This is a genomic window from Klebsiella sp. BIGb0138 (assembly GCF_004342285.1).
Taxonomy (GTDB): Bacteria; Pseudomonadota; Gammaproteobacteria; order Enterobacterales; family Enterobacteriaceae; genus Klebsiella.
Map to the genome: position 1 here is coordinate 310,124 of NZ_SMCV01000005.1, position 15,047 is coordinate 325,170.

The window sequence follows — 15,047 nt, forward strand, 5'->3', positions numbered from 1 at the left end:
GCTCTGTTTTTATAAATATAAAAGCAACATTAATGTTGCACTAATGTAATTATGATTTTATTTTGGCAAGATAATGAACAATATATCAGAACGTTACGGCAGAGTTACGCCCGCCATGCGGCATCAGCTGCATATTGGTTTGTTACTTTGGCCCAATTTTTCTCTACTCCCTTTATCCGGATTAATTGAAGCGCTACGTTATGCGACGGCCGCCCTCAAGCGGAATCAGAAAATCACCTTTAAACTCAGTCTGATAAGCGAGCATCCTGATATACCGATCGCCAGCAGTTCCGGGGTCCGTATCCGACCTGATACGGCGCACGCTCCTCCGGAGCTATTTAACTACATTGCTGTTATTGGAGGCAGCCTGGACAGCATCGACGGTGGCCTGCGCGGCGATCGCGATTATCTTATTCAGGCGCATCACGCACTGGTGCCGCTGATTGGTATTGGTACCGGCAGCTTCGTCCTGGCTCAGGAGGGCATGCTGAATGAACGACGTGCCTCGATACATCCCTTTCATCTTGAAGCGTTCAGGCGTCGGTTTCCGCAGGTCTATGCTGAAGAAGGCTTCGATTTTATTGATGAAGGAGATGTCCTGACCTGTCCCGGAGGGATATCCACGCTAACCCTGGCGACCGAGATGATCCGCACCTATGCGGGAAATGAAATCGCCGCCTCCACCTGCCAACGTTTATCTCTGGCATCCTACGATATGGCGACGCCCAGGCCGCCGAATATTGCCCTGATCCCCGACTCCCGTCTGCGTCGGGCGGTGCTGATTATTGAACAATACCTTACGCGGCCGCTGACGACCGCCTGGCTTGCCAATAATGTGCAGCTGAGCGAGCGCCAGCTCAACCGACTGTTTCACGCCGAGTTTGGTAAAAGCACCAGGGAATTTATTCGTAGCGCCAGGCTGCGCTATGCCTGCTGGCTGCTGAAAAACTCACAGCAAAGCGTGACGGATATTGCCAGGCGAATGGGGTTTAGCGACTGCGCCCACTTTATCCGCCATTTCCAGACGGAGTACGGCTGTACTCCGGGGGTATGGCGCTCATCGCTGGTGTGACGTATTGCTTTATGCCGCTGGCCCCGCAGGGGTGAGCGGCCTGCCGCGAATAATCGAACGAAGTTCGATGGAGAGTCCGTACAGCAGAAAGCAAAAAACCAGCCCGTAGGCTGGTTTTTCTGGAATAAGTGGTGCCCGGACTCGGACTAACGCCGCAGGCGTTGAACAGCGCGCTTGTCGCGCTGGCCCCGCAGGGGTGAGCGGCCTGCCGCGAATAATCGAACGAAGTTCGATGGAGAGTCCCGTACAGCAGAAAGCAAAAAACCAGCCCGTAGGCTGGTTTTTCTGGAATAAGTGGTGCCCGGACTCGGACTAACGCCGCAGGCGTTGAACAGCGCGCTTGTCGCGCTGGCCCCGCAGGGGTGAGCGGCCTGCCGCGAATAATCGAACGAAGTTCGATGGAGAGTCCCGTACAGCAGAAAGCAAAAAACCAGCCCGTAGGCTGGTTTTTCTGGAATAAGTGGTGCCCGGACTCGGAATCGAACCAAGGACACGGGGATTTTCAATCCCCTGCTCTACCGACTGAGCTATCCGGGCAACGGGGCGCATTAAAACCGATTCGCCTCGCTTCGTCAACGAAATTTATTTAAATCGATGCAGACTGCACAATCTATCACCAGATTGAATTAAAAGCACGCATCTTCAGGCGAAAAATGCCGTCCAGGCCGCTGAAATCGGCATCGCCAGCAGCAGGGCGGGCAGCATATTGACCACCGCGAACATCTTGATCCCGCAGATACGCAGGCCGGTCGCCAGCAGCAGCATCCCGCCGACGGCGCTGAAATCGGCCATCATCATCGGCGTGGTCAGCGGCATAATCAGCGACGCGCAGGCCGCCAGCGTCAGCTGGATGATCAGCATCGGCACGCAAATCGCTGAAACCGCCAGCCCCAGGGTGCAGGCGAAAATGGTGGCGGTGAAAAAATCGAGAAAGGCTTTGGCGATCAGGATACTGGCGTCGCCGGTCATCCCTTCGCGCATGGCGCCAAAAATTCCGGTACCGCTGGCGCAGAACAGCACGATAATGGCGACATAGCTCTGAATAAAGGAGGTATTCGCCGGGGCTTTTGTTTTCCCTTTCGGTGAAAGCCACTGCTGAAGCGTGCTGACCAGGGTATTGATGCCTTTTTCCATATTGCAGGCTTCGCCGAACAGCGCGCCGACCAGCGTCGATAGCACCATCACCGGCAGGTTAGCGCACTTCATGACCAGCAGGATACCGATGCCCAACGAGGCCAGGCCAAAAATAGAGGTCATCGAGGTGCGAATCCGTTCTGGTAATCGTTGACTTAATAGCGCGCCTAATACACCGCCCAAAAGGACCGCGCCGGCATTAATAAAAGGTCCTGTAATCACAGTAGAACTCCTGTTAATTATCCCTGATAACTGCATTATTATGAATGTAAACCGGCGCAAAGGCTTGCCAGTTCACGAGATATCTGCATAAAGAATTCATCTTGCGTGGGTATGCCAAAGGTGACATTATTGCGCGAATTTTCTTCTCTTCAACCATGAGGCCGCCGGGATGACAATATCATTTCTACATCATCGCCGTTGCCGCGGTGCGCAGATGCGCAAGCCGCCTCATCTTGCTACTCTACATCCTGATAGCCTGCCTTCCATGCGGTGAAGGCAGCGCATGCTCACTGCAGGACAACAGTAAGATCGGACGCGGTCTGCTTTTACTGATGTCTGGCGGTCGGAGCTGGAATCCAGTCGGACCCTGACATTTCGTTAGGCAAGGTATCACCACCTTGTCTGAAGCCTTTTACTCTCCGGAAACGGGTATTCGCGCTAATGAAATCATTGCACATTGCCGCCAGCCACGAGCTGGTCTCCCATCTGTCCACCCATCGTCGCGTGGTGACGCTGGACAGTACTGATTTTACCGATGTGGCGGCAGTCGTCATTACCGCGGCGGACAGCCGCAGCGGCATCCTCTCCCTGCTCAAACGCAGCGGCTTTAACCTGCCGGTCTATCTGCTGACCGATACCGACATGGTAAAGCCGGACGGCGTGACGGCGATCATCGCCGGCAAAGAGCAGGAGTGGCTGGAGCTGGAAGCCTCCGCCTGCCGCTATGAAGAGAACCTGCTGCCGCCGTTCTTTGATACCCTGACGCAGTATGTCGAGATGGACAACAGCACCTTTGCCTGCCCGGGGCATCAGCACGGCGCTTTCTTTAAAAAGCACCCCGCGGGGCGCCAGTTTTTTGACTTCTTTGGCGAGAACGTATTCCGTGCCGATATGTGCAATGCCGACGTTAAGCTGGGCGATCTGCTGATTCACGAAGGTTCGGCAAAGCACGCGCAGAAGTTCGCGGCGAAGGTCTTCAACGCCGACAAAACCTATTTTGTTCTCAACGGCACCTCGGCGGCGAATAAAGTGGTGACTAACGCGCTGCTGACGCGTGGCGATCTGGTGCTGTTTGACCGTAACAACCATAAATCCAACCATCATGGCGCGCTGATTCAGGCGGGTGCCACCCCGGTGTATCTCGAAGCGTCGCGCAACCCGTTTGGCTTTATCGGTGGGATTGACGACCACTGCTTCGATGAACGCTATCTGCGTAACCTGATTCGCGAAGTGGCGCCGGAAAAAGCCGATGAGCCGCGGCCGTTCCGCCTGGCGGTCATTCAGCTGGGCACCTACGACGGTACGGTCTACAACGCCCGCCAGGTGGTGGATAAAATCGGGAGTCTGTGCGACTACATCCTCTTTGACTCCGCATGGGTCGGCTATGAGCAGTTTATCCCGATGATGGCGGACTGCTCGCCGTTGCTCCTGGATCTCAATGCAAACGATCCGGGCATTTTTGTCACCCAATCGGTGCATAAGCAGCAGGCAGGGTTCTCGCAGACCTCGCAGATCCATAAAAAGGATAACCACCTGCGCGGCCAGGCACGCTTCTGCCCGCATAAGCGCCTGAACAACGCCTTTATGCTGCATGCCTCCACCAGCCCGTTCTATCCGCTGTTTGCGGCGCTGGATGTGAACGCCAAAATTCATGAAGGGGAGAGCGGCCGCCGTCTGTGGGCCGAGTGCGTGGCGCTGGGCATTGAAGCGCGTAAGGCGATTATCGCCAACTGCAAAATGATCCAGCCGTTTATTCCGCCGGTGGTTGCGGGGCGGCCATGGCAGGATCATCCAACCGAGGCGATTGCCCGCGAGCGGCGTTTCTTCAGCTTTGAGCCGGGCGCCCGCTGGCACGGCTTTGCAGGCTACGCGAGCGATCAGTACTTCGTCGATCCCTGCAAGCTGCTGCTGACCACGCCGGGCATCGATGCCGAAAGCGGCGAATATACCGGGTTCGGTATTCCGGCGACCATTCTCGCGCACTACCTGCGTGAGAACGGCATCGTACCGGAGAAGTGTGACCTGAACTCGATTCTGTTCCTGTTGACCCCCGCCGAGAGCGCAGAAAAAATGGCCCAGCTGGTGGCGATGCTGGGGCAGTTTGAACAGCATATCGAAGCCGATACGCCGCTGGCTGACGTCCTGCCGAGCATCTACAACAAGTATCCGGTGCGCTATCGCGATTACACCCTCCGCGAACTGTGCCAGGAGATGCACGATCTGTACGTCAGCTTTGCGGTGAAGGATCTGCAAAAGGAGATGTTCCGTAAGCAGAGCTTCCCGCGCGTGGTGATGAACCCGCAGGATGCGAACCGCGAGTTTATTCGCGGCAGCGTTGAGCTGGTGCGCTTAAGCGAAGCCGAAGGCCGTATTGCCGCGGAAGGGGCGCTGCCGTACCCGCCGGGCGTGCTGTGCGTGGTGCCGGGAGAAGTCTGGGGCGGCGCGGTGCTGCGCTACTTCCTGGCGCTGGAAGAGGGCGTCAATATGCTGCCCGGCTTCTCGCCCGAACTGCAGGGGGTCTACAGCGAAACGGACTCAGACGGCATCAAGCGGCTGTATGGCTACGTGCTGAAGTAGTCCGCCATAGGCTGCTCTGCACGCCGGGCCTCTCTCCCGCACTCTGCCGGAGAGAGGTTGGCGCGGGGTTCATACCGCGCTGCGCTTATACAGCCTGCGTGGATGGCCAATCTTGCCGTACAGGATCTCCACGCCGAGAAAGCGGGTCTCCACGCAGTGTTCCAGATAGCGGCGCGCGGTGGTTTTACTCAGCCCCGTGGCGCTCACCACTTCGTCCACCGAAAAGCAGTGCGCCGTATTATCGGTAAACAGCTTCTGCACCCGCGCCAGGGTGTTCCCTTCGATACCTTTGCTGCCGCTATCCTGACGGTAGTTTTTCGCCTGCAGTTGATACAGTGAATCAACGTTTTGCTGATCGACGATCTTCCATACCCGCTGCTGTTCGGCGAATTGCATAAACCGTTCCAGCGACTGGCTCAGGCGCCGCCATGAGACCGGCTTGAGGATATAGTCAAACGCGCCGTTGCGGATCGCCTGGCTGCAGGTATCCATATCGCTGGCGGCGGTGATAAAAATCACCGCGCAGTGGGTGCGCGCCAGCAGCGCATCGCCGATCAGCGTGATGCCCTTGCCGTCCGGCAGGTAATTATCCAGCAGCACCAGCTGCGGCCGTTTATACGCAATTTGCGCCTGTGCGTCGGCCAGAGATGAAGCAATGCCCACCAGCCGCAGGCCGGAATGTTTGCCAACCAGCTCGGCGTGGAGCTGCGCCAGCTGGTGCTCATCTTCTACGATCAGTACATCGATAAGTTCATGTTGCATAGTCGGTCTCTTCCGGTTCCCGGGCGGTGGCCGTAGCGGGAATAAACAGTGAGAAAATAGCGCCCCGCGGCAGGTTGTCGGCAACTTCGATCGTCCCTCCCGCCTGGGTGACATAGCTGTCGATCAGATACAGCCCAATGCCGTGATCGCCGCGGGTTTTGGTGGTGACCCCGCGCTCAAAAATGCGTTCGCGGATCGCCGGGGTAATGCCGACGCCGCGGTCGGCGACTTCAATAATCAGCTCACGGGCGTTGAGCTTAATCAGCACCTCTACCGCCTCGTGCGGCAGCGGCGCGCGCTGCGTCGCTTCAATGGCGTTGTCCAGCAGGTTGCCAATAATTGAAATCAGCTCGGCTTCGGCAAGCGGGGAGAAGGGGCTATTCATCAGACAGGCCGCATCGAAGCTGAGTTCGACCCCTTTTTCACGGGCGCGGGAGGCCTTACCCAGCAGCAGGCCGCATAGCGTCGGCGAGCTAAAGCGCGATGAGATAAAGTCCAGCAGCTCCTGGGCGTGCTCGGACTGGGCCTGTATATAGTTAATGGCTTCCTCGTAGCGCCCCATATGCAGCAGGCCCGAGAGCGTGGTCATGCGGTTAAGCTGTTCGTGGCGCATGATGCGCAGGTTGTCGACATAGCGCTTGACCTGGCTGAGCTGCGCGCTGAGGATATCGATCTCATTGCGATCGCGGAAGGTGATCACCCAGCCCTGCAGCGAATTCTCCAGCATGATCCGCACGCGGCTGGCGATCACGGTGAGATCGTTGAAGCGACAGATCTCATCGTGGGTATCCCGCTGCAGCATCGTTTGCGGCGCGAAGAAGGGGACGGGGGCGATCGCTTCGCCGATCTGCCGTCCGCGCAGCTGGCGGGCGGGTTGGCTCAGCTTCAGCAGCTTGCGCGCCGCCTGGTTGATCACTTCGATCTGTAAGCGGTCGTCGAGGGCGATCACCCCTTCGTAGATCGACTCCATCATCGCCTTTTGCTGGCGCACCAGCAGGCCGATTTCACGCGGCTCCAGCGAGAAGATCTGCTTCTTGATGCCGCGGGTGAAAAACCACGAGAAGACAAACAGGGCGAGCAGCAGCAGAGCGGCGGCGAGCAGAATATTGACGACCTTGCTGACGGTAACGGTATCGAGGTAGCTGGTGAGATAGCCCACTGAAATAATACCGACCACCTGGCCGCCGTCGTTAAGTATTGGCGCCTTGCTGCGCAACGAAATCCCGAGTCCTCCCTGGCGAATGGTGGTGGTGGTTTCACCGCGCAGCACCTCGTCATTATCGCCGCCGACGAGCAGGGTACCGACCCGGTCAGCGAAGGCCGAATGAAACAAATGGCGGCCCTGGTTATCGCCGACGACAATAAAACTGGCGTCGCTGCGGGCCGCTATTTTATGCATGAAATCAGCGATCGCTGGAATATCTTTGCGGACGACATCATGACGTAATCCGGGAATAAGTGCGATTTCTTCTGCCTGTATTTTTGCCCGGGTGCTCATTTCCAGATATAGCTGTTTTTCGACATCGACATAATAATAGCTACCCAGCAGCACAAGGAGCACCGAGAAAAAGGCCGTCAGTGAAATAAACAGCTTGATCTGAAATGACACTTTCATAACTATCACGCACGGTATCAACGGAAGTGGCTAAGATATCATCTTTTTTCCTGCTGGCACCTGGTTTACCGGAAACTTGTGATCCCTTGCACAGCGCGATGTGTCAGGAAATTAGCCGCACGGAAGCGGATCTTAACACCAGGTTAATAAATGTTATTTGTTTGTTCAATTAAGAAAATAAACCATAAAAACCACGCCAATAAATAAAGCCTTAATCACATTAAATAAAAGAAACCATTAAAACCATAGAGGCCATTAAAGTTTTGCTTTTAATATGTCGATCCTCACATTAAGTGCGTCTTTGGAACTTTAAGCTGCATCTACAAAATAACCAAGGGGCTTAATTATGAGCACAACTGACGATTCTTTCTCTGTTACCCACGACCCGCTTGATATTCAGAAACCATCGCTCAAAGAGCGCTGGTGGCATATTATGGATAGCTGGAAAATTGGCATTATTCCTCTGCCGCTGTTTGTTCTGGCCGGGCTGCTGATCGCCATCGATTGTCTGGGCGGCAAGCTGCCGAGCGATATCGTGGTGATGGTCGCCACGCTGGCGTTTTTTGGTTTTGCCTGCGGTGAATTCGGTAAGCGTCTGCCGATTGTCGGCAAGCTCGGCGCGGCGGCGATTTGCGCCACCTTTATTCCCTCCGCGTTGGTTTATTACGGCCTGCTGCCGGACGTGGTAGTGGAGTCGACGACGAAGTTCTATAAATCCACCAACATCCTCTATCTCTATATCTGCTGCATTATCGTCGGCAGCATCATGAGCATGAACCGTACCGTACTGATCCAGGGCTTCCTGCGCATCTTCTTCCCGATGCTGTGCGGGGAAATCGTCGGCATGATCGTCGGCATGGGGGTGGGGCTGGCGCTCGGCCTCGAACCGTTCCAGATCTTCTTCTTTATCATTCTGCCGATCATGGCGGGGGGCGTGGGTGAAGGGGCGATCCCGCTGTCGATCGGCTATGCGGCGCTGCTGCATATGGATCAGGGCGTGGCGCTGGGCCGGGTGCTGCCGATGGTGATGCTGGGCGGCCTCACCGCCATCATTATCTCCGGCTGTCTGAACCAACTTGGCAAACGCTACCCGCATCTGACCGGCGAAGGTCAGCTGATGCCGAATCGCGCCAATACCGATGAAAGCGCCTCTCAGCCGGCATCCTCCGGCAAAGTCGACGTCACCACGATTGCCTCCGGCGCGCTGCTGGCGGTGCTGCTTTACATGCTGGGAATGCTGGGCCACAAGCTGATTGGCCTGCCTGCGCCGGTCGGCATGCTGTTTATGGCGGTGCTGGTGAAGCTGTTTAACGGCGTGTCTCCGCGCATTCTCGAAGGTTCGCAGGTGGTTTATAAGTTTTTCCAGACCTCGGTAACCTACCCGATTCTGTTTGCCGTCGGCGTAGCCATCACCCCGTGGCATGAGCTGGTCAACGCTTTCACCGTCAGCAACCTGCTGGTGATTGTCAGCACCGTCTCCGCGCTGGTGGCGACCGGCTTTTTCGTCGGTAAAAAGATCGGCATGCATCCGATTGATGTCGCCATCGTCTCCTGCTGCCAGAGCGGGCAGGGCGGCACCGGCGACGTGGCGATTCTGACCGCCGGCAACCGTATGAGCCTGATGCCGTTCGCCCAGATTGCCACCCGCATCGGCGGGGCGATCAACGTCTCCATCTCGCTGTTGGTTCTCGGCAACTTCCTCGTTTAAGTTTTCAGGAAAACATCATGAAACTCGCAAGTTTTATCTATCAGGGCACCCGCAGCTTCGGCATCGTCAAGGCGGAAGGGATGATCGATTTGGGTCGTCGCCTCGGCGATCGCTATGCCGACCTTAAGGCGCTGCTGCAGGGCAACGGGCTGGCGGAAGCCGGCCGCTATCTCAACGATACGGTCGATGTGCCGATGGACGCCGTCACCTTCCTGCCGGTGATTGAGCAGCCGGAAAAAATCCTCTGCGTCGGCATGAACTATGCCGAAAAGCGCAAAGAGTTCGACCAGCACAATCCGGCGCCGACGCTGTTTGTCCGCTTCGCGGATTCGCAGACGGCGCACAACGCGCCGGTGCTGAAACCGCGCCACTCTCACGAATTTGACTACGAAGGCGAGCTGGCGGTGATTATCGGCACCGGCGGCGAGAACATCCGCCGCGAAGAGGCGCTGCGCCACGTCGCGGGCTACAGCTGCTATATGGACGGCTCCGCCCGCGACTGGCAGCACAGCTGGTTCACCGCCGGTAAAAACTGGCGGCAGACCGGGGCATTCGGCCCGTGGATGACGACCGCTGACGAGATCCCGGATCCGCACCGGCTGACGATCCGCACCTGGCTGAACGGCCGGATGGTGCAGGATGACAACACCAGCAGCATGATCCACAAGGTCGCGGAGCTGATCGAATACATCAGCACCTTCACCCGCTTAAGCCCGGGCGATGTGATCATCACCGGATCGCCGGGCGGGGTGGGTAAAAAGCGCAATCCGCCGCTGTTTATGCAAGAGGGCGATCGCATTGAGGTGGAGATCGAACATATCGGTCATCTCAGCAACGTGATTATGGAAGCGCCGGCCGGCGCGCTGACGGCGGCACACTGAGTAAGGCGGCATGATGGACTCGCAAGCCACGATCGACTTCCGGCTGACGGAGGTGGTGAAACACCCGGAACGCCTGAGCCAGATTCGCTATCTGCTGGCGGACAGCGGCCTGGGCCTGGATAACGACATCACCCTGTTTGTTGAGGCCTGGTCCGGGAGGCAGCTGGTGGGCTGCGCGGGGCTGGCCGGCAACGTCATTAAATGCGTGGCGGTGGATGAGCGGCTGCGCGGCGTGAACCTCAGCGCGCGGCTGCTGGCGGAAGTCGAGAACGCCGCGCTGGCGCGCGGCCATTTCCACCTCTTCCTCTGCACCCGGCCATGTAACAAAGAGCGCTTTGCCCGCAGCGGCTTCTGGCCCGTCGCGCAGAGCGGAAATAACGCGGTGCTGATGGAGAACACGCCGCTGGGCATCACCCGCTACTGCCGCTCGCTAAGCCGCCAGCGCAGGCCCGGTCAGCGGATCGGCGCGATCGTGATGAACGCCAACCCGTTCACGCTCGGCCACCGCTATCTGGTGGAGCAGGCGGCGGCCGGGTGCGACTGGCTGCACCTGTTTGTGGTGCGCGAGGACGCCTCATTCTTCCCGTTTGCTGCCCGCCTGGAGATGGTGCGGGCAGGGGTGGCGCATCTGGCGAACGTCTCTGTCCACGAAGGTTCGCAGTACATCATCTCCCGCGCCACGTTCCCGGCCTACTTCCTCAAAGATACCGGCAAGGTGCAGCAGGCGTGGAGCGAAATCGACGTGCTGATCTTCCGCGACGCCATCGCGCCGGCGCTGGGCATCACCCATCGTTTTATCGGCTCGGAGCCGTTTTGCGACATTACCCGCCAGTACAACCAGACGCTGCATGAGCTGCTGGCCGGTCGCGTCACGGTGGTCGAGACAGGGCGTATCAAGGCGGGCGGCAGCGCGATTTCGGCCTCGGAAGTCCGCCGTTTACTTAAGACACAGCAGTTTTCCCGCATTCGGGAAATTGTCCCGGAGTCCACTTTCGCGCATCTCGCAGCGCACTACCGCGCGGAAGTCGCATAACTATCAGGAAATGATTATGAAAATTGTAAGGGAGGCGCTGGCCGGTACGCAGGAGTCCAGCGACCTGATGGTGAAAATCGCCCCCGCCGACGGCGAGCTGGAGATTGTCATCCACAGTGAAGTGATCAAGCAGTTCGGCGAGCAGATTCGCCAGGTGGTCGAGGAGACGCTGCGCGCGATGGAGGTGCGCCAGGGAGTGATTATCGTGGAAGACAAGGGGGCGCTGGACTGTGTGATCCGCGCGCGCCTGCAGAGTGCGGTGCTGCGCGCGGCCGATGAGCCGCAGATCGACTGGAGGAAACTGTCATGAGCTCACTGCGTCGTAGCATGCTGTTCCTGCCGGGGGCCAACGCCGCCATGCTCTCTACCGCGTTTATCTACCGTCCCGACGCCATCATGTTCGACCTTGAGGACGCGGTGGCGCTGCGCGAGAAAGACAGCGCGCGGCTGCTGGTCTGGCACGCGTTACAGCATCCGCTGTATCAGGATATCGAAACCGTGGTGCGTATTAACCCGCTGAATACGCCGTTTGGCCTCGCGGATCTCGACGCGGTGGTCCGCGCCGGCGTCGACGTGGTGCGCCTGCCGAAAACCGATACCCCGGAGGATATCGACGAACTGGAGGGGCATCTGGAACGTATCGAGCGCGACTGCGGGCGGGAAGTGGGGTCCACCCGCATCATGGCGGCGATTGAATCGGCGATTGGCGTGATTAACGCCGTGGCCATTGCCCGCCGCTCTCCGCGGCTGATCGGTATCGCGCTGGCGGCCTTTGATTACGTGATGGACATGCAGACCGAGCGCGGCGACGGTACCGAGCTGTTCTACGCCCGCTGCGCCGTCTTACACGCCGCTCGCGCCGCCGGGATCGATGCCTTCGACGTGGTGTGGTCAGACGTTAACGACGAGGCCGGGTTCCTGCGCGAAGTCGAACTGATCCGCAGAATGGGGTTTAACGGTAAGTCGCTGATTAACCCGCGCCAGATTGACCTGCTGCACAACGCCTACGCGCCCACGCAGCAGGAGGTCGATCACGCGAAATTAGTGATTGAAGCCGCGCGGGAGGGGGAGCGTAACGGCCTGGGCGTGGTCTCGCTCAACGGCAAAATGGTTGACGCCCCGATTATTAACCACGCGCAGAGGGTGCTGGAACGCGCGGCGGCTTCCGGCGTGCGTCGCTAAGGATAAAATAATGAACCAGACAGAACTGCTCCATGAACATTTTCCCCACCTGCGGGATTTACAACCGTTTGATACCGCCCACAGCGCCACGCCCTGGCTGGCCGACGTGGCGGAGAAACATCAGCGTAAGCTGTGCGGATCCGTTGAGGAGGCGGTGGCGCGCAGCGGCCTGCGGGACGGCATGACCATCTCCTTTCACCACGCTTTCCGCGAAGGGGACCGGGTGATCAACAGCGTGGTCGCTAAGCTTGCGCAAATGGGCTTTAAAGACCTGACCCTGGCCTCCAGCTCGCTGATGACCTGCAATGACGCGTTGATCGAGCATATTGAGAACGGGGTGATTACCCGGATCTACACCTCCGGGATGCGCGGCAAGCTGGCGGAAGCCATCTCCCACGGGCTGATGGATGAGCCGGTGCAGATCCACTCCCACGGCGGACGGGTTAAATTATTACAGGATGGCGAGCTGAAGATTGACGTCGCGTTTCTCGGCGTGCCGTGCAGCGACGAATTCGGCAATGCCAACGGCACCCACGGCAGGTCCTGCTGCGGCTCGCTGGGGTATGCGATGGTCGACGCGCAGTTTGCCCGTCGGGTGGTGGTGCTCACCGAAGAGCTTGTCCCCTTTCCTAATACGCCCGCCAGCCTGATGCAGGACCAGGTGGACTACATTGTACAGGTCGACAGCGTGGGCGACCCGGAGAAGATCGGCGTCGGCGCGGCGCGCGTCACCAGCAACCCGCGCGAGCTGATGATCGCCCGCTATGCGGCGGACGTGATCGAACACTCCGGCTACTTCAGACCTGGCTTTTCAATGCAGACCGGCTCTGGCGCGGCAGCCACCGCCTGTACCCGCTTTATGGAAGAGAAGATGGAGCGCAGCGGCGTGAAGGCGAGTTTTGCGCTGGGCGGGATCACCGGCAGCCTGGTGGATCTGCATGAGAAGGGGCTCATCGAAAAGCTGCTGGATACCCAGTGCTTCGACGGCCAGGCGGCGGCCTCGCTGGCGCGTAATCCGAATCACGTGGAGATTTCCACCAACGTCTACGCCAACCCTGGCAGCAAAGCGGCGAGCTGCGACCAGCTGGACGTGGTGATCCTCAGCGCGCTGGAAATCGACGTTGATTTCAACGTTAACGTGATTACCGGCTCCGACGGCGTGATGCGCGGCGCATCCGGCGGCCACTGCGACGTGGCGGCGGCGGCGAATCTGACCATCGTCGTCGCGCCGCTGCTGCGCAGCCGTATTCCAACGGTGGTGAAGCGGGTGACCACCCGCCTGACCCCCGGTGAGAGTATCGACGTGCTGGTGACCGACCACGGCATCGCGGTGAACCCGGCGCGCCCGGAAATCCGCGCGCGTCTGGCGGCGGCCGGGATGAAGATCGTCGATATCGGGACGCTGTACGCGCGGGCGATAGCGCTGACCGGCGTACCGAAGCCGATTGCGTTCACCGACAAAATCGTCGGCGTGATCCGCTACCGCGACGGGCGGGTGATCGACACCGTGCGCCAGGTTAAGGAGTAGCGATATGACCACTGCGACGCCCGCGGAAGCGGGTGTCAGCCTGGCGGCGTGGCTGGCGGCGAAAGAGCACCGTGCGGCGCGTCAGGCTGACTGGCTGACACGGTATCAACAACCCATTATCTCTCTGACCCTGGTCACGCCGGGAATGGTCAAAGATACTCCGCGCTACCGCAATACCATGGGGGTGGCGCTCCAGATGGGCGACCAGCTGCTGTGGGAGAACCGCTGGCCGGTGCTGGACCGCCAGGTGTGGTGGCTGCCGACCGGGCCGGAAGCGATGTGGTGCGTGGCGCACGGCGCCCCGGAGATCAAGGCCCACTGCGCGGCGCTGGAACAGAGTCATCCGCTCGGCAGGCTGTGGGATCTGGATGTCATTTGTCCGCAGGATGGCCATGTCGGGCGTCTTTCGCTGGGTCTGCATCTGCGCCGCTGTCTGATTTGCGACGAACCGGCGCACGCCTGTTCCCGCTCGCGCAGGCATCCGGTGGAGCAGGTGGTCATGAGCGTGGAGAAGATCATTCATGACTGGTTTGCTCGCGACTAAACGCCGCGCGGTGGACGTACCGCGTTTAGCGCAGGAGGCGCTGTGGCAGGAGCTGGAGCTGACGCCGAAACCGGGGCTGGTGGATCGGCTCAACAGCGGCTCCCACCGCGATATGGACCACGCCCTGTTTGTCCGCAGCATTGCGGCGGTGGCGCCGTGGTTTTCCCGCTTTGCCGAGCTGGGGTTTGCCCATGCGGAGAAACCCGCCGCCGGGCAGCTGCGACGGCTTCGCCCGATGGGCATTGCCTGCGAGCAGGCGATGTATGCGGCGACCGGCGGGGTAAATACGCACAAGGGCGGGATATTCGCTCTCGGCCTGCTCTGTTTTGCCGCCGGACGCCTGCGCAATGTCAGCGCGGAAAGCCTCTGCGCCGAGGTGAGTCTTCTTTGCCGCGGGCTGGTGGCGCGCGAGCTGGCGGGGCGTCGCGGGGCGGCCACCGCAGGCGAACGCCAGTTTCAGCAGTGGGGGTTAACCGGCGCGCGCGGCGAGGCGGAAAGCGGTTTTGCGACGGTGCGCAGCGTCTTGCCCCGCTGGGACGGTCGCCAGCTGCATGATTTATTGCTGCGCCTGATGGCGGTGAATCCGGACAGCAATCTGGTAGCGCGCGGCGGAATGGACGGGCTGAGGTATGTGCAGAACTATGCGCAAACGCTGCTGACAAACGGCTGGGATCGCCGCCGGCTGCTGGCAATGGACAGGGCGCTGATAGCGCGCCATTTAAGCCCGGGTGGGAGTGCGGATCTCTTGTCGGTGGGGTGGGTTTTAGCGAAGTGCGGGTAATGCCCCTC

The 15,047-nt window shown here is 59.2% G+C and carries 13 protein-coding genes and 1 tRNA gene; 10 read left to right on the forward strand and 4 right to left on the reverse strand.

Annotation, left to right across the window (positions count from 1 at the left end; genetic code table 11):
- The first annotated feature begins 73 nt into the window (after positions 1-73).
- On the forward strand, positions 74-1,072 hold the full coding sequence (locus EDF73_RS14190; protein ID WP_243655219.1) for a helix-turn-helix domain-containing protein: 999 nt from the start codon (positions 74-76) through the stop codon (positions 1,070-1,072).
- A 461-nt stretch (positions 1,073-1,533) separates the two neighbouring features.
- On the opposite strand, the gene EDF73_RS14200 is transcribed toward EDF73_RS14190, so the two are convergent.
- A tRNA-Phe gene (locus EDF73_RS14200) sits at positions 1,534-1,609 on the reverse strand.
- A gap of 105 nt (positions 1,610-1,714) precedes the next feature.
- Positions 1,715-2,428 (reverse strand): DUF554 domain-containing protein, encoded by a 714-nt coding sequence (locus EDF73_RS14205; RefSeq protein ID WP_132729751.1) that lies wholly within the window; start codon positions 2,426-2,428, stop codon positions 1,715-1,717.
- A 441-nt stretch (positions 2,429-2,869) separates the two neighbouring features.
- On the opposite strand from EDF73_RS14205, the gene EDF73_RS14210 reads away from it, so the two are divergent.
- Positions 2,870-5,005: an ornithine decarboxylase gene (locus EDF73_RS14210; RefSeq protein ID WP_132729752.1), complete on the forward strand. Its 2,136-nt coding sequence runs from the start codon at positions 2,870-2,872 to the stop codon at positions 5,003-5,005.
- 69 nt (positions 5,006-5,074) lie between these two features.
- Here the strand turns inward: EDF73_RS14210 and EDF73_RS14215 are convergent, their stop codons facing one another.
- Together EDF73_RS14215 and EDF73_RS14220 are read right to left on the reverse strand one after the other, a co-directional pair.
- Complete coding sequence (locus tag EDF73_RS14215; RefSeq protein ID WP_132729753.1) at positions 5,075-5,767, reverse strand: response regulator; 693 nt, start codon at positions 5,765-5,767, stop codon at positions 5,075-5,077.
- Positions 5,757-7,382: a sensor histidine kinase gene (locus EDF73_RS14220; RefSeq protein ID WP_132729754.1), complete on the reverse strand. Its 1,626-nt coding sequence runs from the start codon at positions 7,380-7,382 to the stop codon at positions 5,757-5,759. The genes EDF73_RS14215 and EDF73_RS14220 overlap by 11 nt, the downstream gene beginning before the upstream one ends.
- Before the next feature lie 346 nt (positions 7,383-7,728).
- Between EDF73_RS14220 and EDF73_RS14225 the strand changes: the two genes are divergently transcribed.
- Genes EDF73_RS14225 through citG form a run of 8 tightly spaced genes read left to right on the forward strand, consistent with a single transcriptional unit; the run spans position 7,729 to position 15,039 of the window.
- Positions 7,729-9,090: a 2-hydroxycarboxylate transporter family protein gene (locus EDF73_RS14225; protein ID WP_132729755.1), complete on the forward strand. Its 1,362-nt coding sequence runs from the start codon at positions 7,729-7,731 to the stop codon at positions 9,088-9,090.
- 17 nt (positions 9,091-9,107) lie between these two features.
- Positions 9,108-9,971 (forward strand): fumarylacetoacetate hydrolase family protein, encoded by an 864-nt coding sequence (locus tag EDF73_RS14230; protein WP_132729756.1) that lies wholly within the window; start codon positions 9,108-9,110, stop codon positions 9,969-9,971.
- 13 nt (positions 9,972-9,984) lie between these two features.
- A complete protein-coding gene (citC, locus tag EDF73_RS14235) occupies positions 9,985-11,004 on the forward strand; it encodes a [citrate (pro-3S)-lyase] ligase (RefSeq protein WP_132729817.1) in 1,020 nt (339 codons plus the stop codon).
- Between the two features lie 16 nt (positions 11,005-11,020).
- Positions 11,021-11,314: a citrate lyase acyl carrier protein gene (gene citD, locus EDF73_RS14240; protein WP_132729757.1), complete on the forward strand. Its 294-nt coding sequence runs from the start codon at positions 11,021-11,023 to the stop codon at positions 11,312-11,314.
- Positions 11,311-12,186: a citrate (pro-3S)-lyase subunit beta gene (citE, locus tag EDF73_RS14245; protein WP_132729758.1), complete on the forward strand. Its 876-nt coding sequence runs from the start codon at positions 11,311-11,313 to the stop codon at positions 12,184-12,186. The genes citD and citE overlap by 4 nt, the downstream gene beginning before the upstream one ends.
- 10 nt (positions 12,187-12,196) lie before the next feature.
- Positions 12,197-13,714, forward strand: a complete 1,518-nt coding sequence (gene citF / locus EDF73_RS14250) for a citrate lyase subunit alpha (protein WP_132729759.1) — start codon at positions 12,197-12,199, stop codon at positions 13,712-13,714.
- Between the two features lie 4 nt (positions 13,715-13,718).
- A complete protein-coding gene (gene citX / locus EDF73_RS14255) occupies positions 13,719-14,258 on the forward strand; it encodes a citrate lyase holo-[acyl-carrier protein] synthase (protein ID WP_132729760.1) in 540 nt (179 codons plus the stop codon).
- Positions 14,236-15,039, forward strand: coding sequence for a triphosphoribosyl-dephospho-CoA synthase CitG (gene citG, locus EDF73_RS14260; RefSeq protein ID WP_132729761.1), 804 nt, complete (start codon positions 14,236-14,238; stop codon positions 15,037-15,039). Before citX ends, citG begins: the two co-directional genes overlap by 23 nt.
- Positions 15,040-15,047: the final 8 nt, after the last annotated feature.

Coding starts and splice junctions, on each gene's coding strand:
- EDF73_RS14190 (WP_243655219.1), top strand. CDS start 74: ATGAACAATATATCAGAACGTTACGGCAGAGTTACGCCCGCCATGCGG.
- EDF73_RS14210 (WP_132729752.1), top strand. CDS start 2,870: ATGAAATCATTGCACATTGCCGCCAGCCACGAGCTGGTCTCCCATCTG.
- EDF73_RS14215 (WP_132729753.1), bottom strand. CDS start 5,767: ATGCAACATGAACTTATCGATGTACTGATCGTAGAAGATGAGCACCAG.
- EDF73_RS14220 (WP_132729754.1), bottom strand. CDS start 7,382: ATGAAAGTGTCATTTCAGATCAAGCTGTTTATTTCACTGACGGCCTTT.
- EDF73_RS14225 (WP_132729755.1), top strand. CDS start 7,729: ATGAGCACAACTGACGATTCTTTCTCTGTTACCCACGACCCGCTTGAT.
- EDF73_RS14230 (WP_132729756.1), top strand. CDS start 9,108: ATGAAACTCGCAAGTTTTATCTATCAGGGCACCCGCAGCTTCGGCATC.
- citC (WP_132729817.1), top strand. CDS start 9,985: ATGGACTCGCAAGCCACGATCGACTTCCGGCTGACGGAGGTGGTGAAA.
- citD (WP_132729757.1), top strand. CDS start 11,021: ATGAAAATTGTAAGGGAGGCGCTGGCCGGTACGCAGGAGTCCAGCGAC.
- citE (WP_132729758.1), top strand. CDS start 11,311: ATGAGCTCACTGCGTCGTAGCATGCTGTTCCTGCCGGGGGCCAACGCC.
- citF (WP_132729759.1), top strand. CDS start 12,197: ATGAACCAGACAGAACTGCTCCATGAACATTTTCCCCACCTGCGGGAT.
- citX (WP_132729760.1), top strand. CDS start 13,719: ATGACCACTGCGACGCCCGCGGAAGCGGGTGTCAGCCTGGCGGCGTGG.
- citG (WP_132729761.1), top strand. CDS start 14,236: ATGACTGGTTTGCTCGCGACTAAACGCCGCGCGGTGGACGTACCGCGT.